This window comes from Bradyrhizobium jicamae, assembly GCF_018130695.1.
In the GTDB taxonomy this organism is placed as follows: domain Bacteria; phylum Pseudomonadota; class Alphaproteobacteria; order Rhizobiales; family Xanthobacteraceae; genus Bradyrhizobium; species Bradyrhizobium jicamae_B.
This window is the reverse complement of the sequence record NZ_JAFCJX010000001.1, coordinates 331627-352149: the sequence shown is the minus strand read 5'-3', so window position 1 is coordinate 352149 and position 20523 is coordinate 331627. Positions and strand designations below refer to the sequence as shown.

At 63.6% G+C, this 20523-nt stretch carries 21 protein-coding genes and 6 tRNA genes; 20 read left to right on the top strand and 7 right to left on the bottom strand.

The features are described 5' to 3' along the window. Window positions 1–11 precede the first annotated feature (11 nt). Both JQ604_RS01545 and JQ604_RS01540 read right to left on the bottom strand, forming a co-directional pair. Window positions 12–581, bottom strand: coding sequence for an invasion associated locus B family protein (locus JQ604_RS01545; protein WP_212352293.1), 570 nt, complete (start codon window positions 579–581; stop codon window positions 12–14). A 16-nt stretch (window positions 582–597) separates the two neighbouring features. Then, window positions 598–1479, bottom strand: coding sequence for an alpha/beta hydrolase family protein (locus JQ604_RS01540; RefSeq protein ID WP_212352291.1), 882 nt, complete (start codon window positions 1477–1479; stop codon window positions 598–600). A 222-nt stretch (window positions 1480–1701) separates the two neighbouring features. Between JQ604_RS01540 and JQ604_RS01535 the strand changes: the two genes are divergently transcribed. The 5 genes from JQ604_RS01535 (at window position 1702) to JQ604_RS01515 (ending at window position 8699) form a co-directional block, all read left to right on the top strand. Beyond that, a complete protein-coding gene (locus tag JQ604_RS01535) occupies window positions 1702–1893 on the top strand; it encodes a hypothetical protein (RefSeq protein ID WP_212352289.1) in 192 nt (63 codons plus the stop codon). 58 nt (window positions 1894–1951) lie between these two features. After that, window positions 1952–3643 (top strand): SulP family inorganic anion transporter, encoded by a 1692-nt coding sequence (locus JQ604_RS01530; protein WP_212352287.1) that lies wholly within the window; start codon window positions 1952–1954, stop codon window positions 3641–3643. A 129-nt stretch (window positions 3644–3772) separates the two neighbouring features. Beyond that, entirely contained in the window at window positions 3773–6526 is a 2754-nt protein-coding gene (locus JQ604_RS01525; protein ID WP_212352285.1) for a decarboxylase, read from the top strand. Window positions 6527–6536: 10 nt separating this feature from the next. Then, on the top strand, window positions 6537–8237 hold the full coding sequence (locus JQ604_RS01520) for an aspartate:alanine exchanger family transporter (RefSeq protein WP_212352283.1): 1701 nt from the start codon (window positions 6537–6539) through the stop codon (window positions 8235–8237). Window positions 8238–8264: 27 nt separating this feature from the next. Then, window positions 8265–8699, top strand: coding sequence for a hypothetical protein (locus JQ604_RS01515; RefSeq protein ID WP_212352282.1), 435 nt, complete (start codon window positions 8265–8267; stop codon window positions 8697–8699). Window positions 8700–8759: 60 nt separating this feature from the next. Here the strand turns inward: JQ604_RS01515 and ppk2 are convergent, their stop codons facing one another. Together ppk2 and JQ604_RS01505 are read right to left on the bottom strand one after the other, a co-directional pair. Beyond that, the gene (gene ppk2, locus JQ604_RS01510) at window positions 8760–9560 is read right to left on the bottom strand and encodes a polyphosphate kinase 2 (protein WP_212352280.1); all 801 of its coding nucleotides are present in this window, start codon (window positions 9558–9560) and stop codon (window positions 8760–8762) included. 28 nt (window positions 9561–9588) lie between these two features. Further along, entirely contained in the window at window positions 9589–10044 is a 456-nt protein-coding gene (locus JQ604_RS01505) for a hypothetical protein (protein ID WP_212352278.1), read from the bottom strand. A gap of 158 nt (window positions 10045–10202) precedes the next feature. Between JQ604_RS01505 and JQ604_RS01500 the strand changes: the two genes are divergently transcribed. The 7 genes from JQ604_RS01500 to JQ604_RS01470 all read left to right on the top strand — a co-directional run bounded on the left by JQ604_RS01500 (window position 10203) and on the right by JQ604_RS01470 (window position 16813). Next, window positions 10203–10661, top strand: coding sequence for a hypothetical protein (locus JQ604_RS01500; RefSeq protein WP_212352276.1), 459 nt, complete (start codon window positions 10203–10205; stop codon window positions 10659–10661). Continuing rightward, entirely contained in the window at window positions 10654–11886 is a 1233-nt protein-coding gene (locus JQ604_RS01495) for an HlyD family secretion protein (RefSeq protein WP_212352274.1), read from the top strand. Before JQ604_RS01500 ends, JQ604_RS01495 begins: the two co-directional genes overlap by 8 nt. 30 nt (window positions 11887–11916) lie before the next feature. Continuing rightward, window positions 11917–12324, top strand: a complete 408-nt coding sequence (locus tag JQ604_RS01490) for a hypothetical protein (protein ID WP_249157907.1) — start codon at window positions 11917–11919, stop codon at window positions 12322–12324. A 50-nt stretch (window positions 12325–12374) separates the two neighbouring features. Further along, on the top strand, window positions 12375–13724 hold the full coding sequence (locus JQ604_RS01485; RefSeq protein WP_212352272.1) for a TAXI family TRAP transporter solute-binding subunit: 1350 nt from the start codon (window positions 12375–12377) through the stop codon (window positions 13722–13724). 87 nt (window positions 13725–13811) lie between these two features. Further along, a complete protein-coding gene (locus JQ604_RS01480) occupies window positions 13812–15434 on the top strand; it encodes a DUF3300 domain-containing protein (protein ID WP_212352270.1) in 1623 nt (540 codons plus the stop codon). After that, window positions 15431–16366, top strand: coding sequence for a DUF2950 domain-containing protein (locus JQ604_RS01475; protein ID WP_212352268.1), 936 nt, complete (start codon window positions 15431–15433; stop codon window positions 16364–16366). Before JQ604_RS01480 ends, JQ604_RS01475 begins: the two co-directional genes overlap by 4 nt. Window positions 16367–16378: 12 nt before the next feature. Next, window positions 16379–16813 (top strand): hypothetical protein, encoded by a 435-nt coding sequence (locus JQ604_RS01470; protein ID WP_212352266.1) that lies wholly within the window; start codon window positions 16379–16381, stop codon window positions 16811–16813. 43 nt (window positions 16814–16856) lie between these two features. Here JQ604_RS01470 and JQ604_RS01465 read toward each other — a convergent pair whose 3' ends face one another. After that, the gene (locus JQ604_RS01465) at window positions 16857–17375 is read right to left on the bottom strand and encodes a GNAT family N-acetyltransferase (protein WP_212352264.1); all 519 of its coding nucleotides are present in this window, start codon (window positions 17373–17375) and stop codon (window positions 16857–16859) included. 282 nt (window positions 17376–17657) lie between these two features. Here JQ604_RS01465 and JQ604_RS01460 point away from each other — a divergent pair, with 282 nt between their 5' ends. Next, window positions 17658–17891: a hypothetical protein gene (locus tag JQ604_RS01460; RefSeq protein WP_212352262.1), complete on the top strand. Its 234-nt coding sequence runs from the start codon at window positions 17658–17660 to the stop codon at window positions 17889–17891. Window positions 17892–17916: 25 nt separating this feature from the next. Here JQ604_RS01460 and JQ604_RS01455 read toward each other — a convergent pair whose 3' ends face one another. Beyond that, a complete protein-coding gene (locus JQ604_RS01455; protein WP_212352260.1) occupies window positions 17917–18330 on the bottom strand; it encodes a hypothetical protein in 414 nt (137 codons plus the stop codon). Between the two features lie 273 nt (window positions 18331–18603). Continuing rightward, a complete protein-coding gene (locus JQ604_RS01450) occupies window positions 18604–18810 on the bottom strand; it encodes a hypothetical protein (RefSeq protein ID WP_249157942.1) in 207 nt (68 codons plus the stop codon). 796 nt (window positions 18811–19606) lie between these two features. Here JQ604_RS01450 and JQ604_RS01445 point away from each other — a divergent pair. The 7 genes from JQ604_RS01445 (at window position 19607) to JQ604_RS01415 (ending at window position 20517) form a co-directional block, all read left to right on the top strand. Further along, window positions 19607–19810, top strand: coding sequence for a hypothetical protein (locus JQ604_RS01445; RefSeq protein WP_212352764.1), 204 nt, complete (start codon window positions 19607–19609; stop codon window positions 19808–19810). 151 nt (window positions 19811–19961) lie between these two features. Beyond that, window positions 19962–20037: transfer RNA gene (locus JQ604_RS01440), tRNA-Thr, on the top strand. A 4-nt stretch (window positions 20038–20041) separates the two neighbouring features. After that, window positions 20042–20115: transfer RNA gene (locus JQ604_RS01435), tRNA-Leu, on the top strand. 20 nt (window positions 20116–20135) lie between these two features. Beyond that, window positions 20136–20212, top strand: a tRNA-Leu gene (locus JQ604_RS01430). An 18-nt stretch (window positions 20213–20230) separates the two neighbouring features. Then, window positions 20231–20305, top strand: a tRNA-Val gene (locus tag JQ604_RS01425). Window positions 20306–20314: 9 nt separating this feature from the next. After that, a tRNA-Ile gene (locus JQ604_RS01420) sits at window positions 20315–20383 on the top strand. 50 nt (window positions 20384–20433) lie between these two features. Continuing rightward, window positions 20434–20517, top strand: a tRNA-Lys gene (locus JQ604_RS01415). Window positions 20518–20523: the final 6 nt, after the last annotated feature.

Below are 20523 nucleotides of genomic sequence, written 5' to 3'. Positions count from 1 at the left end.
GCAGCCCGTGCTTATTCATCGATGGCTTGATCGAATGTCTGTGCCGCAGTTCCCTTGCGCACCGACGCAAAGTGGTCGAGCGACATCGACGTCGTCACCGTCAGGATATTGGTATCGACGACGGCCACCGACAGTGTCTTTCCGCCGTCCATGTCCTGAAGCAGTTTTGGATCGGCGACGTCGGCGGCAATGCACATGTTGGTCAGGCACCAGGTGTAGGGAAGACGAACGGCTTCGTTCTGATCAACCGACAGCTTGACGCCGGCCTGCAGATACATCCCCACCGGCAGGAACAGTTGTAGCCGCGCATTGCCGTCCTCACGTTCGATCAGATCGACGCGAATGGCGGTCTGCCCTGTGTTGAAACGTCCCGTGATCGTCGTCCGGCACAGGATCTTGGCACCGGCGGCGTGGAAGCAGAGCTTTCGCCAATCGCCATATTTGATGTCCCGCGCCGGGTGTTGCCCGCGCGGGGCGACCTCGGCGCCGTCCTTTGCCGGCGGCGGTGCCTGCTGGCTTCGCGCGGAAGCAACGCCGCATGCAAATAGCAGCAGGATCGCACAGGTGCCATATCGGGTCATGTTGGCTCTCCTGAGTCTAGCGGATGTTGTCCAGGAATCGCTCGACCAAAGGCGACCATGTCGGAATGGAATCGGGCGAGCCGACGAAATAATGCCCTTCGTCGCGCCATGGCGGCAGCAGATGATATTCGGCGCGGCCGCCGGCGCGTGTGAAGGCCTCGTGCATGCGCTTCGAGAGGTCCGGGCCGAAGAACGTATCGTTCTCGATGTAGAGCCACAGCATCGGCACCCGTGATGTTTGTCCGAACACCCCGGTCGCCTCGACCAGCTTGTCGGGGCCGCAATTGTTGTTGGGCTTGCCGTCGACGCGGCCGCCGCGGCCGGCTGCGAAGGTGATGATGGCCTTGACTTGCGGCGGATTGAGGCTCGACAGCGCGATCGAGGCCCAGCCGCCGGCTGACTGCCCGACGACGATGACGTCCTTCGGCACGATGCGTTTTTCAGCGGCCATGTAGTCGATGATCCAGAGATCGACTTGCGCCACGGCGAGGCCGGGATCGAGGAAATTTGGATTGGTGCATTTGCCGACCTTGGAGAAGAACGGGCCGTAGATGCCGCGCTCGGGGATATCGATGGCCGCAGCCCCATAACCGGTGCCGACCGGCGCCACCACGAGATAGCCGCGCTGCGCGAACCACATCGCGGCATCGCGGAATTCCACCAGCGGGAAGAAGCTGCGATCCCTGGCGTTCAGCGACACGCCGTGGTTCATGATCACAAGCGGGAAGGGGCCGTCGCCAATCGGACGGACCAGATAGGCGAACATCGGAAGCGGGAGCGGCAGCACCCAGATCTCTTCCTGGAGGCGTCGGGACGTGCCTTGATCGTCCGCGCGGACGAAGGCGGCCTGTGCAAGGAGCAGAAGTGCCGCGGCTGCAAGAATTCGTAAGCGCTGCATGTCACGCGCCTCCAGTGATCAGCCGACGAATGTGCGGAAAATCTCCGGCGCTGTGGAGACGATCCACCGGACGGTGTCCATGGTCGCCTTTCCCCGGCTCAGCAAGCGTTGCTGATTTCATCTCGCGGGCAGCGCGCCAAGCTTGATCCAGATCAAGCCTGGCAGTTGCGCGGCTGCGGCCTATGGCCCAACGCAGAACCTGCCGCGCCCGGCCTCTCGCCGATGAGCATGATCGATATCGCCGACAGCCCGCCGATCCGCTACGATGAGACGGTGCCGATCGCGCGCGTCGCGTTCGGCATTGGAGCTGCGGTCGGTGCCTTCGCCGCCAAGGGGAGTCCCGCTTTCGCGTTGGGAATTCCCGTTGCTGATCGTCCTGCTGGGCTGCGAGCTGCAGCGCGAGGCTTGATCTGAATCAAGCCGTTTCAGTGTGGCTGGCGCAAGGACATCCGAGCTCTCAACGGCGGATGTGATGTCAGTCCAGCAAACGAGTTGGATCTACCGGTTTCCACCGGCGAGCTGGCTTGCCGATTATCGCACCTCCTGGCTCGGCGGCGATGCGATTGCCGGCATCACGCTGGCCGCTTATGCGATCCCGGTGTCGCTGGCCTATGCGGGGCTCGCCGGTCTGCCGCCGCAGATCGGTGTCTATGGTTACCTGCTGGGCGGCATCGGCTACGCTTTGCTTGGCTCATCCCGCCAGCTCGCAGTCGGGCCGACGTCGGCGATCTCTCTGATGATCGCCAGCGCCGTCGGCGTGTTGGCCGCCGGTGATGCGATCCGCTATGGGCAGATCGCGAGCCTCGTTGCCTTCAGCGTCGCGTTGCTTTGCTTCATCGCCTGGCTGTTCAGGCTGAGCGTCCTGGTCCGGCTGATCAGCGACAGCATCCTGGTGGGCTTCAAGGCAGGCGCTGGGCTCACCATCATCATGAGCCAGCTGCCGAGCCTGTTCGGCGTGGCCGGCGGCGGTCACAATTTCTTCGACCGCGCGATCAAGCTGGCCGGCCAGCTCGGCGATACCAAGCCGCTGGTGCTCGGACTTGGTCTGGTGGCAACGCTGCTGCTCCTGCTCGGCGAGCGGAAATTGCCGGGAAGGCCCGTTGGCCTGGTGGTCGTTGCGCTCTCGATCCTGATCGCCTCGCTGTTCGGCCTTGCCAAACTCGGTGTGGCGGTGACCGGGGAAATCCCGACCGGATTGCCTGCGCTCTCGCTTCCGACATTTGGCCTGCTCGAGTTCGATGACCTGTTCCCGATCGCTGCCGGATGCCTGGTGCTGGCCTATGTGGAAGGCGTATCCGCCGCACGGAGCTTTGCGGCAAAGCACGGCTATCCGCTGGATGTCCGGCAGGAGTTTTTGGGACTCGGCGCCGCCAATCTCGCGGCAGCCTTTGGTCACGGTTATCCGGTCGCTGGGGGGCTTTCGCAATCCGCCGTCAACGACGCTGCCGGCGCACGGACGCCGCTGGCGCTGGTGTTCTGCTCGGTCACCCTTGCGCTGTGCCTGCTGTTCTTCACGGGCCTGCTGACCAATCTGCCGAAGGCGGTGCTCGCGGCGATCGTGTTTTCCGCCGTGTATAAGCTGGTCGATATCCCGGCGCTGATGCGGATGTGGCGGATCAGCCGGATCGATTTCTATGCAGCGATCATCGCGCTGGTCTCGGTGCTGTTCCTGGGGATCCTGCAAGGTGTGCTGCTGGCGGCCGTTGCCTCGATCGCCCTGCTGCTGCTGCGCGCGTCCAAGCCCAATATCGCCTTCCTCGGCCGGCTTCCCGGCACCGGCCGCTATTCGGACCGCACGCGGCATGAGGGCGTCGAGCCGCTGGTTGGGATCATTGCCTTCCGACCGGAAACATCTCTGCTTTATGTCAACGCCGAGACGGTCTTCGAAACCGTATTGGCGGCACTGCGGGCATCTCCCGGAATCAAGCTGGTGGCTTGTGACCTCTCGGCATCGCCCTTCATCGATCTGGCGGGATCGCGCATGCTGCACGATCTGCACGGGGAACTCGAATCGCGGCAGATCGCATTCTGCATCGTCGGCGCGCATGCGCAGCTCCGCGATCTCCTGCAGGCGGACGGCCTTGGCGACAAGACCGACAGCGGTGACTGGATGCGTACGCTCGACAGCGTGCTGGGCGACAGGACGCCGCAGCCGAACGGTTAGGGCGTCGCGACCGCTCGCATCGCGGCAAAGTTCGTCTCAACCCGACCCCGAAGCTTGACTTGGATCAAAGGGAGGAGAGGGCACAGCCCTAACCATCCCGCCGAGCCACGCCAAAATCGGGAGAGATCCATGGCCAAGGACGCGAAGCAGGCCCAGCAGCGCATCGACCAGTTCTTCAACGGACCCGGCGCGCGAGCCGACAATTGGCGCGACCTCGTCGAAGCCGCAAAGCTATGGAGCCGGGGCGGCGACCGCGCAGCGTATGACGCGGCGCTGTCGACGCTGGCGGTCACCGAGGAGTTCCATGGCTATCCAGGTTTGCGCCTGATGGCCGCGCTGAAGGAAGCCGCGGCCGCCGGCGACGCCGCCGGTTCGTTGGGCCTTGCGACCCGGATCATGCAGGCCCTGACCACGCGCTCGTTCCGGCAACACGCCGGCGACTGGAGCGCCAAGGACGACGGCGACGCAGAAGCAACCGACCTGCTGTCTCCGACCCTCGGCTCGCATGCGGCGCGCCGGCCCTACTTCGAGACGCTGATCGTCACGGGGCTCGCGTCCAACAACTGGCCGGCGCTGGCCGCCGAATGGCGCAAGCTTCGCCGTCCGGCCGACAGCTTCATCTACGAGCCGGTCATCGTCGGCAGCCTTGAAGACGCCTTCTGCGCGGCGATGGTCAATCCAAACCTCGCGGCCGTCGTCATCAACGAAGGTTTTGCCCTGCGCTCGCGCCACGATGCGCCCGTGCTCCGCAGCATGACGGCTGCGGCCGGCCTGAAAGACGAGTCCGATGCCTCGGCGCTCCGTCTCGCCCACATCATCAAGAAGGTGCGGCCCGAGCTCGATGTCTATCTGATGTCCAATCGCGACGTCGAGGAGATGGCGGGGAATCCCGAAGCCAGCGTCGTTCGCCGTATCTTCTACTCGATCGAGGAGCTGCTGGAGCTGCATCTGTCGATCCTCGAAGGTGTGCAGGATCGCTACGACGCGCCGTTCTTCGAGAACCTGAAGAAATACGCCCAGCGTCCGATCGGCACATTCCACGCGCTGCCGATCGCGCGCGGCAAGTCCATCTTCAAGTCGGACTGGATTCGCGACATGGGCGAATTCTACGGCCTGAACCTGTTCCTGGCCGAGAGCAGCGCGACCACCGGCGGCCTCGACAGCATGCTGGAGCCGACCGGCAACATCAAGAAGGCGCAGGAAAAAGCGGCGCGCGCGCTCGGCGCGGACCGCGTGTTCTTCGTGACCAACGGCACCTCGACCTCGAACAAGATGGCGGTGCAGGCGCTGCTGGCGCCCGGCGATCTCGCGATCGTCGATCGCAACTGCCATAAGTCGCATCACTACGGCATGGTGCTGGCAGGCGCCCAGCCGCTCTACGTCGAAGCCTTCCCGATGACGGAATATTCGATGTATGGCGCCGTACCGCTGAAGACGATCAAGCAGACGCTCCTGAGCGCGAAGGCCGACGGCCGGCTCGACCGCGTCAAGATGCTGGATCTCACCAACTGCACCTTCGACGGTCATATCTACAACACCCGCCGGGTGATGGAGGAATGCCTCGCCATCAAGCCCGATTTGATCTTCCTGTGGGACGAGGCCTGGTTCGGCTTCGCGCGCTTCTCGCCGTTCCTCAGGCGGCGCACCGCGATGGGGGCGGCGAACGAGATCGAAGCCTGGATGCACGATCCCAAATCGGTCGCGGCCTATGAGAAGCAGCAGGCTGAGCTCGGCAAGAACCCGTCGGAAGAGCTGCTGCTCAAGACCCGGCTGATCCCCGATCCGCGCCAGATCCGGCTACGGGTTTACCAGACCAACTCGACCCACAAGTCGATGTCGGCGATCCGGCAGGGCTCCATGCTCGCGGTCAAGGATGTCGAGTTCCACACGGTCGAGCAGCAGTTCAAGGAGGCGGTGTTCACGCACGCATCCACCAGCCCGAACCAGCAGCTGATCGCCAGCCTCGACGTCTCGCGGCGGCAGATGGAGCTGGAGGGTTATGGCCTCGTCGCTAATGCGATGGAAGTCGCCTTCGCGATCCGCCAGGCGGTCAACAATAGTCCGCTGATCTCGAAATACTTCCGCGTGCTCGGCGCCGACGTGATGGTGCCCGCGCAATATCGCCAGAGCGGTTTCACCGACTATCTGGCTGCCGGCGTGAACTGGGCGAACACGCTGAAGAGCCTGGACGAGGACGAGTTCTGCCTCGATCCGACCCGCATGACGCTGGTGTGCGGCATGGCCGGTTACGACGGCACGCAGTTCAAGGGCATCCTGGCGAACGAGTACAACATCCAGGTCAACAAGACCTCGCGCAACTCGGTGCTGATCCAGTCCAACATCAACAACACGCGCAGTGACGTCGCCCATCTGGTTCGCGTGCTGGCCGAGATTGCCGGCGAGGTCGACCGGGAGCTCGCGAAAGGCGGCGACAACGCGCGGCGGACCTTCGAGGCGCGGGTCAAGAGCCTGATGAAGGATGTGCCCGACTTGCCGAATTTCTCGCAGTTCCATCCGGCGTTCCGCGGCGATGCCGGCGCCAAGACCAACGAGGGCGACATCCGCAGCGGCTTCTACGCGGCCTATGACGCGGCGGGCTGCGAGTTCATTCGCCTCAACGATACCGAGATCGATCGCCGCCTGAAGGCGGGGCCTGAGCTCGTCTCCGCGAACTTCGTGATCCCGTATCCGCCGGGCTTCCCGATCATGGTGCCGGGTCAGCTCATTACCCAGGAGACCATCGACTTCATGCGCAAGCTCGATGTGAAGGAGATCCACGGCTACGACGCCAAGCAAGGGCTGAAGCTCGTGCGCACCGAAGCCCTGGCGAGGATCGGCCGGCCCAAGCCGGGCTCGCAGCCGAAGCTGAAGGCCGCCTCATAGGAGGACGAACATGCAGGGGTTTTTCCAGTTCTTGCAGCAGTATCCATATCTGCTGCTGTTCTTCGTCGTTGGCCTCGCTGTCTATATCGGCCGGGCCAGCATCAAGGGCTACGGCCTCGGCATGGTCGCCGGCGCGATCATCGTGGGTGCGGGGCTGTCGGTCTGGGCGTCAGTATACGGTGTGAAGCTCGAGCTGAACAATTTCGCGAAGAGCCTGTTCTACTATCTCTTCATGTACGGCGTCGGCCTGCGCGTCGGACCGTCGTTCATCAACAGCCTGAAAGGTGACGGTCTCAAGTTCTGCGTCCTTGCGGTCGTCTCCAGCGTCCTTGGTCTGACGCTCGTGGTCGTCGGTGCAAAAATGTTCGCCCTGCCGCCAGGTGCAGCCGGCGGCATGCTCGCGGGCTCGCAGACCATGTCGGCGGCGATCGGCTCCGCCGAACAGGCCGTCACTTCGGGTGTCGTGAAATTGCCTGAGGGCATGAAGCCGGAGGAAGCCTCCGGCATGATCGCACTGTCGTACGGGATCACCTATATCTGGGGCACCGTCGGCATCATCCTGATCTGCAAATACCTGCCGCGCTGGTGGGGTGTCGATGCCAGGGCGGCGGCGAAGAAGTATGAGGAAGAGTTCGGCGTCAAGGATCTCGAAGGCGGCGGGCTCACCGGCTATCGTCAGTTCGGTCTGCGCGCGTATCGGCTCGAGAACCAGGCTCAGGTCGGCATGACCATCGCCAAGTTCCGGGCGTTCAATCCGGAATATCGCATCGTGAACGTCTCCCGCGGCGGACAGTCGCTGGGCGCCGATCCCGACCTCGAATTGGCGAAAGGCGACGTCATCGCGCTCGGTGGCTCCACGGCGCACCTCACCGAGAAGATGGGCCTGATCGGCCCGGAGGTCTCCGACGCCAAGGCGCTGGGTATTCCCATGGACCAGGCGGATATTCTGGTCACCAACAAGGAGGTTGTGGGGAGAACCTTCGAGTCCTTCCGCGACACGGCGATCGCCGGCCAGTTGCAGGTGACGAAGGTCGAGCGCGGCGGCGTCCAGATTCCAGCCGGCCTGAAAACCCAGCTGGAGCGGATGGACATCGTTTCGGTGGTCGGCCTGAAGACTGCGGTCAACGAGCTCGGCGATCTCTGGGGCCGCATCGCGCGGACCAATACGTCGACCGATTTGCTGACCCTCTCAGTCGGCATGATCATCGGCTTCCTGATCGGCATGATCGAATTCCCAGCGTTCGGCGCCAAGGTTGGTCTCGGCAATGCCGGCGGCCTGTTGCTGTCGGGCGTGATCGTGTCCTCGATCGTGTCGCGGCTGCGGTTCTTCGGCAACACGCCGAACGCAGCCCGCAATGTGCTGGAAGATCTCGGCCTCGTCGTGTTCGTCGCTATCGTTGGCGTCAACGCCGGCGCGGGGCTGCTGGCTCAGCTGACCGGCGCGGTTGCGCTGAAGATCTTCATCGTCGGCTTCATCGCCTGCACGATCCCGCCGTTCATCGTCTGGGCGATCGGCTTCCACGTGTTCAAGATCAATCCGGCCGTGCTGATGGGCGGCGTGGCCGGTGCGCGGTCGCACTCCGGCCCGTGCCGCGAGGCCGCGGTCGAGATCCAGAGCTCGGTGCCCTGGATCGGCTTCCCGGTCGGCTACGCCGTCTCGGGAATCCTGCTCACCATCTTCGGCTATTTCGCGATGCTGCTCGCACAATAGAACGCAAACGATCACTGGAGGGACGTCATGAGGAAGGCAGGTCTGTTCGGAATTGTCGCCGCGCTGGCGGTGAGCTTGGCCGGTTTCAGCACCCCGTCGCAGGCTGAGACCGGTGCGGTCGCCGTCATCTTCACCAAGGGCGGCCTCATCGTGGGCGTGGGGGGTGGCGAGGGCGTGCTGACCCTTCGCGGCAAGCATTATCCGTTCACCGTCTCCGGCATGAGCGTCGGCTTCACGATCGGCGCCTCGACCACCAAGCTGGTCGGGCGCGCTTTCAATCTGAAGGGACCGGGCTCGATCGAAGGCTCTTACAGTGTCGCTGGTGCAGGCGGCGCGATCGCCGCGGGTGCCGGTGGCGTGCAGCTGCAGAACGGCAATGGCGTGATCCTGCAGCTCAGCGGTCCGAAGGTCGGAGCCGAATTGTCGGCCGCGGTGGGCGGTGTCACCATTCGCCTCAAATAGCCGCAGGAAAGACGCAAGCAAAAGGCCGGGCGTCGAGCCCGGCCTTTTTGCAAGATCGTTTCAGTAACGTTGCTCGACGAACTTCATCCCGCGCAGGCCGGCCTGATCGTTGTAGCGGCCCTTGTCGGAGCGCTTGGGCAGCTCGACCTTGTCGCGCTTGACCCGTCCGTAGGGGATGGTTTTCAGCAGATGTGAGATGCAATTCAGCCGCGCACGCCGCTTGTCGTCGGAGCGGATGATGCGCCATGGCGCATGCTTCGAGCTCGTCGCCTTGAACATCAGGTCGCGGGCGCGGGAGTAATCGTACCAGCGCCGAAAGGATTCAGTGTCCATCGGGCTGAGCTTCCACTGCCGCAGCGGATCATCGATCCGCGCGCGGAAGCGCCGCTCCTGCTCCTCCATGCCGACCTCGAGCCAGAGCTTGATCAGGATGATGCCGCCCTCGATGATGTATTGCTCCATCTGCGGGCACAACGAGAGGAAGCGCTTGTGCTCCGCGGCGGAGCAGAACCCCATCACATATTCGACGCCGGCGCGGTTGTACCAGCTGCGGTCGAAGATCACGATTTCACCGGCTGCCGGAAATTGCTGCATATAGCGCTGGATGAAGAGCTGCGACTTCTCGCGGTCGGACGGGGCGGGCAGGGCGACCACGCGAAACACGCGCGGGCTGACCTTCTCGGTGAGCGCCTTGATCGTGCCGCCCTTGCCGGCGGCGTCGCGTCCTTCGAACAGGACGATCACCCTGAGGCGTTTCTCCCTTACCCATTCCTGGAGATGGCAGAGCTCGACCTGCAGTTTGTGTAGCTCCTTCTCATAGTCCTTGCGCTTCATCTTTTCGGCGGGTTTGTCTTTCGCCATGGATGCCTATCCGTCGTTGGAGCCTGAGCTAGTCGGCCCAGGCAATGACGATGCCGATGTCGCCGGGCATGCCGCCGGGAAAATCGACGACCTGGTAGCGGATCCGATAACCGCGCGGCTGCAGGTAGTCGGCCCATAGCTGGTAGATCTCCTTCGGGATGCCGGTCAGCGTCTTTTCCCAGCCGGCCTCCATCTGGTTGATGGCACGCCCCTTGTCGGTGCAGAGCGAGTTGGGGAAGCGGTAGACCTGCACCTCTGACAATCCGTTGCGCACCGCACGCTGAATGACGGTCGCCGCCAGCTTGACTTTCTCGTCTTCGGTGAGCCCCGATGGCTTGCTCAGCCGCTCGATCAGGGCGCGCTTCTCCGCCTCGGCGGCCGCGGCGCGTTTGACGTGCTCGTCGGCTTTCTCGGCTTCCTTGAGCGCGGCCTGCTTCTGGATGTCGTTCGCCTTCGGGATCAACTCGTCGATTTTGTCTCGCATGGCTGCTGGCTCCTCAGACCCGATCGTCCTCCCTGCCAGTGAACGCTAGGGGCGGACTGACCAAGCCTCCTTGATCCAGATCAAGCGAGCGCGATAGGATGGCAGCCAGTGTGCGGGTCCGACGCCGCACGCTTTTGATTGCGGTTGGGAGATTTGGCTTGACCGAACAGCTTCATCCGCTTGCCCCGCACCATCTGCCGTTCTACCTCGCGCCGGCCCAGGGGACTGACGTGTTGATGGTGGTGATGGGAGTCTTTCTGGTTGGCACCGTGTTCTATGTCGGCGTTCTTTATTGGCGGCTACACAGCCTTCCCGAGCGGATGGCGCATAAATCGGAGAAGCTGCAGTTCGAGATCGTGGCGATCCTGGGCTTGATTTCGCTTTTCACCCATATTCATGCGTTCTGGGTCGCTGGCCTGCTGCTCGCACTGATCGATCTGCCTGATTTCGGCACGCCACTTCGCAGCATCGCAGGCTCGGTGGAGAAGATCGCCGGTGCTTCGGATGCGGGTGCAAGGCCCGAGGGAGATAGCGAACCGCCACAGCCGACCGTCGCCAGCGAGCCCAGCCCGAAGACGGTCGACGTCGCCAAGCGCGAGGTGCACAGTCATGCTTGAGCTGATGCTGTGTTCATTGTTCACGCTCTTGCCGGATTACCTCTATCGGCGCTACGTGCAGGGCAAGCGGTTCGGCAAGGAGATCACCTTCTATTCCGTCTGGTATGAGCTGCGCTGGGGCATCACCGGCTGCCTGATGCTGACGGTGGCGCTGATCACGACGATCTTCTATTTCCATCCCTCGACCACCAGCGCGGCGCTGTTCTTCCGCACGGTGCCGATCGTGCCGGAAGGATCGGGGCGCGTCGCGGAGGTCAATGTCGGCTTCAGCGCGTCGGTCAAGAAAGGCGACGTGCTGTTCCGGCTTGACAGTTCGAAGCAGGCGGCGGCACTCGAGACCGCCAAGCGCAAGGTTGCCGAGGTCGACGCCACCATGGTGTCGGCCGAGGCCGATGTCGCGAAGTCTGAGGCGCAAATCGGGGAGGCCAAGGCTGCCTATCAGCAGGCCAAGGATGAGCTAGAGGTCAAGAGCGAGCTGCAGCGCCGCAATCCCGGCATCGTGCCGCAGCGCGACATCGAAAAGCTGCAGGTGATGGTCGATCAGCGCCAGGCCGGCATCGATGCCGCCAATGCTGTCAACAAGTCCGCTACGTTGCGGGTCTCAACTCTGCTGCCGGCCGAGAAGGCGAGCGCCGAGGCCGCGCTGGCGCAGGCGCAGGTCGATCTCGACAAGACCGTTATCCGCGCGGGGGTGGACGGCAGGGTCGAGCAATTCCTGCTCCGCCCCGGCGACATCGTCAATCCGTTGATGCGCCCGGCCGGCGTCCTGATTCCGGAAGGGGCAGGACAACGGTCGCTGCAGGCCGGCTTCGGCCAGATCGAGGCCCAGGTCCTGAAGGAAGGAATGGTTGGGGAAGCGACTTGTGTTTCGAAGCCGTGGGTGATCATCCCGATGGTGATCACGTCCGTTCAGGACTACATCGCGTCCGGGCAATTCCGCGGCGGCGAGCAGTTGATCGATCCGCAGAACATCGCGCGGCCGGGCACCATCCTTGTGTTCATGGAGCCAATGTACAAGGGCGGTCTCGACGGCGTCACGGCGGGCAGCAACTGCATCGTCAATGCCTACACCAGCAATCACGAGGAAATCTCGGCCAAGGAGACCAGCGCGTGGCGAGGCTTCGTCCTGCATGCGATCGATACGGTGGGGCTGGTGCATGCGCTGCTGCTTCGCATCCAGGCGCTGCTGCTGCCGATCAAGACGCTGGTTCTGAGCGGACATTGAGCGGCGAATTCACCGCCAAGGAGAGGCTGGATGTCAGTGGGGAAATATTGCGCGGCTTTGATGGCCGGCGTGCTGGTCCTGCCGGACTGCGCCAGCGCATTCGATCTCATCGGCGCATGGGCGACGAGCAGCGCGCAATGCAACAAGGTGTTCGCGCGCAAGGGCCGGGCGAACCAGTTGACCTTCACCAACTTCTCCGGCGTCTATGGCGGCGGCTTCATCGCCGAAGCCGATCGCCTGAGGGGCAAGCACGAGAATTGCGTGATCAAGTCGCGCAAGGATGATGGCCAGAACATCAACATCGTCGTCGGCTGCGCCTCTGGTATCATGGTCTCGAGCGTGCAATTCTTCCTCAAGGCGGTCGACGACGACACGATCACCCGCCAGTTCCCGGGAATCGAGGGAATGGAGGTCAACTATCATCGCTGCAAGATCTAGCGACGCCTGCTCTCCGTGGTGGCCAAACGCGGCCTGCGGTCCGCTGGCTGATGCCGAACGCATCGGGTGACGCCGTGGACCCGAGCAGGCTGCCGAGATCGTTGCGCATTGCCCTGGTAGCCGGTGTCATCCTTTTGCTGGGCGGCGCAAGCTGGTTCGCCTATCGCTGGTATGTGCGGCCGACGACCCTGACGATTGCGGTCGGTTCGCTGGACGGCGAGGCGGGCAGGCTGGTCTCGGCGGTCGCCGGCAAGTTCGCGCAATCGAAGGCGCCGGTCCGTCTCAATATGGTTCAGACGGCGGGGCCGGTCGAGTCTGCCGCCGCGTTCGCGGCGGGTAAGGTCGACCTCGCCGTCGTACGCGGCGATGTCGGTGATCTCTCGCAGGCTCAGGCGGTTGTCGTGCTGGCCCATGCGGTCGTATTGCTAGTCGCGCCGCCCGGCGCCGCGATATCCGATGTCACCGAGCTGAAGCGGGCCACGATTGGCGTGATCGGCGCCGAGACCAATCAGAAGCTGATCAAGGTTTTGACCGACGAATACGACCTGACGCGGACGGGTGTGACGTTCAAGCCGATCGCGCCCGCGGAGGCCCGCAAGGCCCTCGACACCAAGGAGGTGCGCGCCATTCTCGTGGTGATGCCGCTGACGGAAAAGTACCTGTCGCTGCTGCGCGGCATCTTCCCGCACACTGCACGGACCGGCCCCGTCATGATCGCCGTCGAATCCGCAGGCGCGATTGCCGAGAAGGAAGGCGCATACGAGAGCTTTGACGTGCCGAAGGGCACGCTGCGCGGCTCGCCGCCGATTCCGGCCGATGATCTGACGACGCTGCGGACCAAGTTCTATCTGGTGGCGCAGAAAAAACTCGGCAACGACGTGATCGGCGACCTGGCGCAGTCGATCATGAATGCGCGCCGCGACCTGCTTGCCGAATTGCCGGCGCTGTCCCAGATCGCGACGCCGGATACCGATGCAGGCGCCTACATTCCGGTGCATCCCGGCGCTGCGGCGTTCTACGACGGGACGCGGGAAAGCTTTCTCGACCAGTGGGGCAATGCAATCTTCCTGGCACCGATGATCGCGGGGGCACTGGCTTCCGTGCTGGCGGCGGCCTGGAAATTCCTTCGTTCGCCCGAGACAAAGGCCCGCCAGGAGGCGCTCGACGCGCTCTACGCGCTGGGACCGCGTATCCGGCACGCCGGAAGCGTGGCTGAGCTGGAGGAGATCGAGCGCGAGATCGACCAGGTGCTGCGCGTGCAGCGCAGCCAGCCCGTTGACGACGAGAAGGCCGAGCGCGCCGTCACCGCGGTGAACGTGGCCGCGCACCGTCTTGAGAACCTGATCCACGACCGGCGCATCCATCTCGCGTCGCAGCAACCGGCTCCGGCGGGCAGCTAAGCAGACGGTCGCTTTCCTTGATCTTGATCAAAGGGCGGTCGGTCCCGTGCCCGATGTTGCAAGCCATCGATGTCGATGGAGGTTGCAATGTTCCGTTGGGGCAAGACCCTGCTTGCGGTTGTGCTATTGGCGGCGCCGGTGGCCGCAGGCGCCCAGAGTCCTGACAAGCCACCGGCCCAGGCCAGCCAGCCGCAACCGGCCGCTTCGCCAGCGACGCAGCCGACGGATCAGCTCCTCAAGCCCGAACAGCTGGAAGCGCTGGTGGCGCCGATCGCGCTGTACCCGGACTCGCTGCTCGCCAACGTGCTGGCGGCCTCAACCTATCCGCTCGAGGTCGTGCAGGCCGATCGCTGGCTCAAGGAACGCAAGTCCCTCAAGGGTGATGCCCTGAAGACCGAGGTCGACAAGCAGGCCTGGGACGACAGCGTCAAGGCGCTCACCAGCACCGGCGACGTGCTCTCGATGATGAGCGACAAGATCGACTGGACCAAGAATCTCGGCGACGCCGTGCTTGCCCAGCAGGCCGACGTGATGGATGCGATCCAGCGGCTGCGCTCCAAGGCGCAGGCCAACAACAAGCTGGTGACGACCAAGCAGCAGAAGGTCAGTGTCCAGACCCAGGAGAACAAGCAGGTCATCGTCATCGAGCAGACCGATCCGAACACGGTCTACGTTCCCTATTACGATCCCGCGACGGTCTATGGTTCGTGGCCCTATGCGGAGTATCCGCCATATTACTTCGGCTATCCCTCCTATATCGGCGCCGGCGTGATCGCGGCAGGCCTCGCCTTCGGTGCCGGCTGGGCGATCGGACGCTGGGGCAATTATTGGGGCGGCGGCTTCAACTGGGGCAATCGCAACGTCTATGTGAACCACCGCAGCAACAACATCAACTGGCAGCATAATTCGTTCCATCGCCAGGGCGTCCGCTACAACAACAGCAATGTGCAGCAGCGCTTCGGCAACAACGCCAATCGTGCCGGCGTCAGCGATCGCATGAACTATCGCGGCCGCGATGGTCAGCAGGTGCTCAATCCCGGCGATCGGGCAGGAGACCGTGCAGGCGACCGCGCCGGAGATCGCGCGAAGGGTGGCGATCGTGCTGGTGCGGCTGATCGTGCCAAGGGCGGCGACCGTGCGGGCGCCGGCAACAGGGCCAAGGGCGGCGGCGATCGTGCCAGGCCGAGCGGCGGCAGCCGTGATGCCGCGCGTGGTGGCGGCGGTCGTCGCGACGGCGCTCTCGGCAACGTCTCGTCCGGCCGGGCGGCGAACCTGCAGTCCGCACGGGGACGGGCGAGCCTCGGCGGACGTGGTGGCGGGGCTGCGAGCTTCGCTGGCCGCGGCGGCGGCGCCGCCGCATTCCGTGGTGGCGGCGGTGGCGGCTTCCGTGGTGGCGGCGGAGGCGGCGGATTCCGCGGTGGCGGTGGCGGCGGCCGGCGATCCGACATCGCGCTGAAGCACGACATCGAGCTGCTCGGTCATCTCGCCAATGGCCTCGGCTACTACCGCTTCAGCTATCTCGGCAGCAACAAGGCCTATGTCGGCGTGATGGCGCAGGAGGTCGAGCAGGTGATGCCGAAAGCCGTGACGCGTGGTGCCGACGGCTATCTCAGGGTCTACTACGACAAGCTCGGTCTCAAGATGCACAGCTATCGCGACTGGCTTGCCAATGGGGCGCTGATCCCTGGCCAATCGGAGGTGTCACGATGACCGGTTCCTTGTTTTCGCGATTGGATCGCATCGCCACCGTCAGCATTGCGGCAGCCGCAGCGCTTGGCTTGCTGCTGTCTCCGGCCAGTGCACAGCAAGGCTTTCCGAACCCGGAAGACGCGGCGGCCGCCCTCGCGGCAGCCGTCAAAACCGGCACGGACCGTGCCATGCTGAAGGTGCTGGGCCGTGATGCTGCCGACATCATCGAATCCGGCGACAGCGTTGCCGATGCCGAGACACGGCAACGCTTCCTGTCGGCCTACGATGCGAAGCATTCGATCAAGGCCGATGGCAACAAGAAAGCGACCCTGATCCTGGGGACGGATGATTTCCCGTTCCCGATTCCGCTGGTCAACAATCACGATGGCTGGAGTTTCGATTCAGCCGCAGGCCGCCGCGAGATCCTCTACCGCCGGATTGGGCGCAACGAGCTTGCAGCGATCCAGACCTGTCTCGCCTATGTCGATGCCCAGAACGAATATGCCGAGAAGGATCGCGGCGAGGGCGTGGGCGCCTACGCGCAGCGCATCGTCAGCCGGCCCGGCAAGACCGACGGATTGTTCTGGCGTGACGACCAGAATCCGAGCCCGCTCGGTGAGCTCGCCGCGCAAGCCGCCGCCGAAGGCTACAAGGTCCGCGACGAGGGCACAGCGCCGTACCACGGCTACTATTTCCGGATCCTGAAAGCGCAGGGCTCCGACGCGCCCGGCGGCGCGCTGAATTACGTCGTCAAAGGCAAGATGATCGGCGGGTTTGCGCTGGTCGCCTGGCCGGCCGAATACGGCAATTCCGGCGTCATGACCTTCCTGGTCAACCACACCGGCACGATCTACCAGAAGGATCTCGGCTCGCGCACCGAATTCCTGGCCCAGCGCATGATCGTGTTCGATCCGGATCAGACCTGGAAGAAGGTGGACCCGGCCAATCCGTAGAGGAGCGCCTCGATGACGCGAAGCATCATCCGTCTAGCTGTGCTGGCCGTGATTGCGTTTGGTCTTTCCGCCGCGCCATGCTTCGCCCAGGCCTCGGGCACGGTGCAGGTCAAGTTCGTCAAGGCCAGCCTGGTGGTCGGCGGGGGCGGCGGGCTCGGCGTCCTCAGCTATCGCGGGAAGAGCTACAAGTTCGTCATCTCGGGCCTCAGCCTGGGCGTGGCGGCAGGCGCCTCGGTCAGCCGGCTACGCGGGCAGGTGTCAGGCTTGCGCGAGATCGGTGACTTCGCCGGCACCTACGCGGCCGTCGGCGGTGGCGGTGCGCTTGTCGGCGGCGTCGGCGGGGTCATGCTGCGCAACGAGAAAGGCGTCGTGCTGACGCTGCAAGGCCCCAAGGCGGGGCTCGAGTTCGCAGCGAATCTCAGCAAGATCGATATCTCGCTGCGGTGAGGGCGGAGCACGCGGCGTCACGCCGCGCCGAGCCTTTGCCGCATCAGAGGCTGAGCGCCAGGTGAACGACTTGCGGGTCGTTTCCGCGACGCGGCTGAAAGCCGAACTTGCCGAAGACTTTTCGCATCGCGATGTTCTCCGGCAGGACCTCGGCGACCAGTTCCTTGAGCCCGGCCTTGCGCGCGACGATGGCCAGATGGCGCATCAGGAGCGTGCCGACACCCTGTCCATGATAGTCATCGACCACCATGAAGGCGATCTCGGCCTTGCCGGGTTCCATGACGACATAGCGGCCGCCGCCGACGATGACGTCTCTTCCGTCCTCGTTGGTTTGCGCGATCAGCGCAACGTGACCGGCGAAATCGATGTTCACAAAGAAGGCGATCTCCCGCTCCGAGAAGTGGCGCTTGGGGACGAAAAAGCGACGTTGCAAGGACTCGCTTCCGGTGCGGCTGATCGCGGCCAGCATGTCGTCCCTGTCGTCAGGCCGCAACGCGCGGACGTTGACGGCGCGGCCGTCGCGCAAGTGTTCGGTCGCCGCATAATCTTCCGGTCCCGGCATCGGCGAGGTCCTCCCGATGCGAGCAAGGGCGATGCGCGACGTTAGCGGCTTGACCTAAGTCAATCTTTCGCGACGGGAGCCTCGCAGTTTGGTCGTCAGGATCGTCCGAGGGGGAGGACCCGCCATGCGCAGGGCCGACGCCTGGTTGATGCGCCGCAAGGTCTCGTTAATCAGACTAGGTCAGGCTTGGGCATGACCGGATTGGATGCGTCGCAACGGACAAGGTCGCTACGATCGTTATCGTGGCGGCCTTTCGCGTTTGTGTCTTGAAGGAGACAACCGATGGAGTACGGCGCTTTCACCGATGCCAGCCTGAAAATGATGTACGAGGCTGTTCGCGGCGCGCTGCAGGCCGATGACGAGTTCGAGGCCAGCGGCGAGGAGCCGAAATTCCGGGTCCGGGCGACCTCAGAGTGGAGGCGGCACGCCGGCAATCTCGAAACCGAGATGCTGAAGCGGGGCCTGCAGGTCGACATCATCGATTGGACGAACGGGCAGGGAGAGCTGTCGTTCTAGGAAAGTTGCATGGCCAAGATGCCGGTTAGTACCGTCGCAGCAGGCCGCGCGCCAGGCTGGCATCGCCATATTCGGCGCAGGCCTCTTTCGGGTTCTTGATCAAATCCGCCCTGAGTCGCTTGAACGTTTTTGTAGCCGCGTCGGACACTTCGGGTCGGGATTTGCTCGGGTCATAGTCATTGCCGTCGTAGGCCTTGATGGCAGCGTCAAAGGCAGCGATCATCGCCATCGCTGCATCAGTGCTGCCGAGGAGCCTGGCACCGAGTTGAACGCCGCCGGCACCATTGCTTTCGTAGCCGATGCATCGTTGTTCCAGCACCGCGGCCGCGGTGACCAGTTGGTCGAGGAACGTCGCCTCGGCGTCGCTGAGCGTTGCGCTTCGCGCCTCTCCTGACACGATCATCGCGAGGAGTGCGACGGCTGGCGCTCTGATTCCCATTGTCCTGGTTCTCCCTGCGCTCTTGGACCGATCTACCCGTCGGATGCCGATGCGGTAAGTCCGGTCTGGATGACATCAGAGGACACGTCAGCTGTTGATCCATCGCAAGCTTTTGCTCCGTGCGCGTGATGGGCGCACCTGGAATTCGAAGACGCAATTCTCAACAGCGTTCGACAAGACGCTGCGCGCTTTGGATTGCGAAGGTCTCGATTGAGCGGGCACGAGCTGCCCTCTCGCGGCAGCGTCGAACGATTCAAGGTTCGCCCGCCCGCTCTAGGGGCTCTTGAAAGCCGGAGCGATCGAAAACGCATCGCCCATCAAGCCCAGGGATTGAAGGTCGGCGCTGTGCAAGTCCACTTCCAGTATGGCGAGGAGCAGCGCGAGCACGACGGCCGTAAAGATGAGGAGAGGCGAGGCTTCTCCCGCCGCCGGATCTGGGGACGTCATGGACACGCGCACGGCGCGTAGCCATGAGATCATCTGCAGCAATGGTCTCGATCGCCCCTGCATGCCGTCTTCCTTTGACGTGACGAGCAAAGACGTAACAAACCAAAGCTAGGACTCGCGCCGTCGGCATTCAACGGAATTCGCCGGGGATGGACGAACTGACGCAGTGCGAGCCGGGGACGGATGTCGAAGCCTCCTCGTTGAGGGCTGGAGCTCCAGGAAGGATTTCGCCGTGAAGGCACTGACATCCATCCTGTGTCTGGCAACGGTCGCGGCCTTCGATGGTGCGCTTGCCCAGTCTGGACAGACGGAGTGGTCTGCCGCACAGACCGCCCGGACTAACTGCAACCACAGGGCTGGGCGGGCCCGATCAATACGGGTTCGGGCAGGCGCGCCCGCCGAAAGTCGCAAGGCCAGAGCCTGCCTTCGCGCCGCCGCCGATCGACCGAATTGCTGTGTCATTGGAATATATTAGCTTGTCAGAAGCTTTCGCCGCGCTGCCAGCAGTGCGACGCTCGTTTCAAAATAGTTCGACGACTGCCCTTGACGGATTCGGAAATTTCTGTGCATACCGCTGCCCCACAAAACGCCGTCGAATTCGTCGGCGCTCTCTAAGGACCAAAACCGTGTTGCGATTGCGCTCACATCTCGTCGCGAATGCCGCCGCCGTGCTGCCGTTTATTCGGTCGTGCGATTGGTCGCGCATGTCCGTCACGGGACAGGGTCCAGGCTATCTGACGAAGCTCGAAAACCTCGAGACCAGCAGACTAGCAGGCAGAGCGTAACAGGCAGCGGGAATCCCCCCTCTGCCAATCAGGCGGAGGGCAACATGGCCCGCAACAGCACCACCAGGACAGGACTCGAGAACCGTAGCCGCGAGAGGATTTTCTCCTCGCCGGTCGTGCTTGCCTTCGTGCGCACCGTTGTGGCGCGCCGCGGGATCTCCGAGGCCGAAGCCCGCCAGATTTACCTCGACTACATCAACCGATCGTCGCGATCGGCGGATCACCGCGGCCGCCGCATGACGACGTGACGTGATGTCGACTCCAGGATGATCGCCCCTGCAAGGACATAAGGCGATCCGCTGACCGGTACCGGTCTCCTTCGGTGGAGCGGCAAACGGTGGTTTCAGGCAGCGCGTGTTTTTGTTGGCCGGAATGATCCCGGCCGTTTGTCAATTTCACGCCGGCGTAGCACAGCGGACGTGCAGGGTTTTTGTAAAGCCAAGGTCCAAGAGTTCGATCCTTTCCGCCGGCACCATCTCGCTCCACTAGCCCAACCGGTAGAGGCGACGGACCTAGACTCCGTGCGTTGGCGGTTCGAATCCGTCGTGGAGCACAAGCATTGCAATTTACCGGGCCTGCGTAGCCCAATTGGTAGAGGCGGCAGCCTTAAGCGCTGCACGGTGCAGGTTCGATCCCTGCCGCAGGCACCACTTAAAATTCAAGCATTCGCGCGCTTAGCTCAGCGGGAGAGCGCCTGTCTTACACGCAGGATGTCGGCCGTTCGATCCGGTCAGCGCGCACCAATTGCCTCTCCTAGCTCAGTGGCAGAGCAATCGCTTGATAAGCGATCGACGGATGTTCGATTCATCACGGGAGGACCAAATTGCACGGGCGGTTATCATGACCGCAACCGCCCGGTGCTTCCTCTCACGGACCTGTGCCCCCAGCGGCCAAGGGAGCGGATTCTTAATCCGTCGCGCAAGCATCGTCGGTTCGAGTCCGACCAGGTCCTCCATATCGA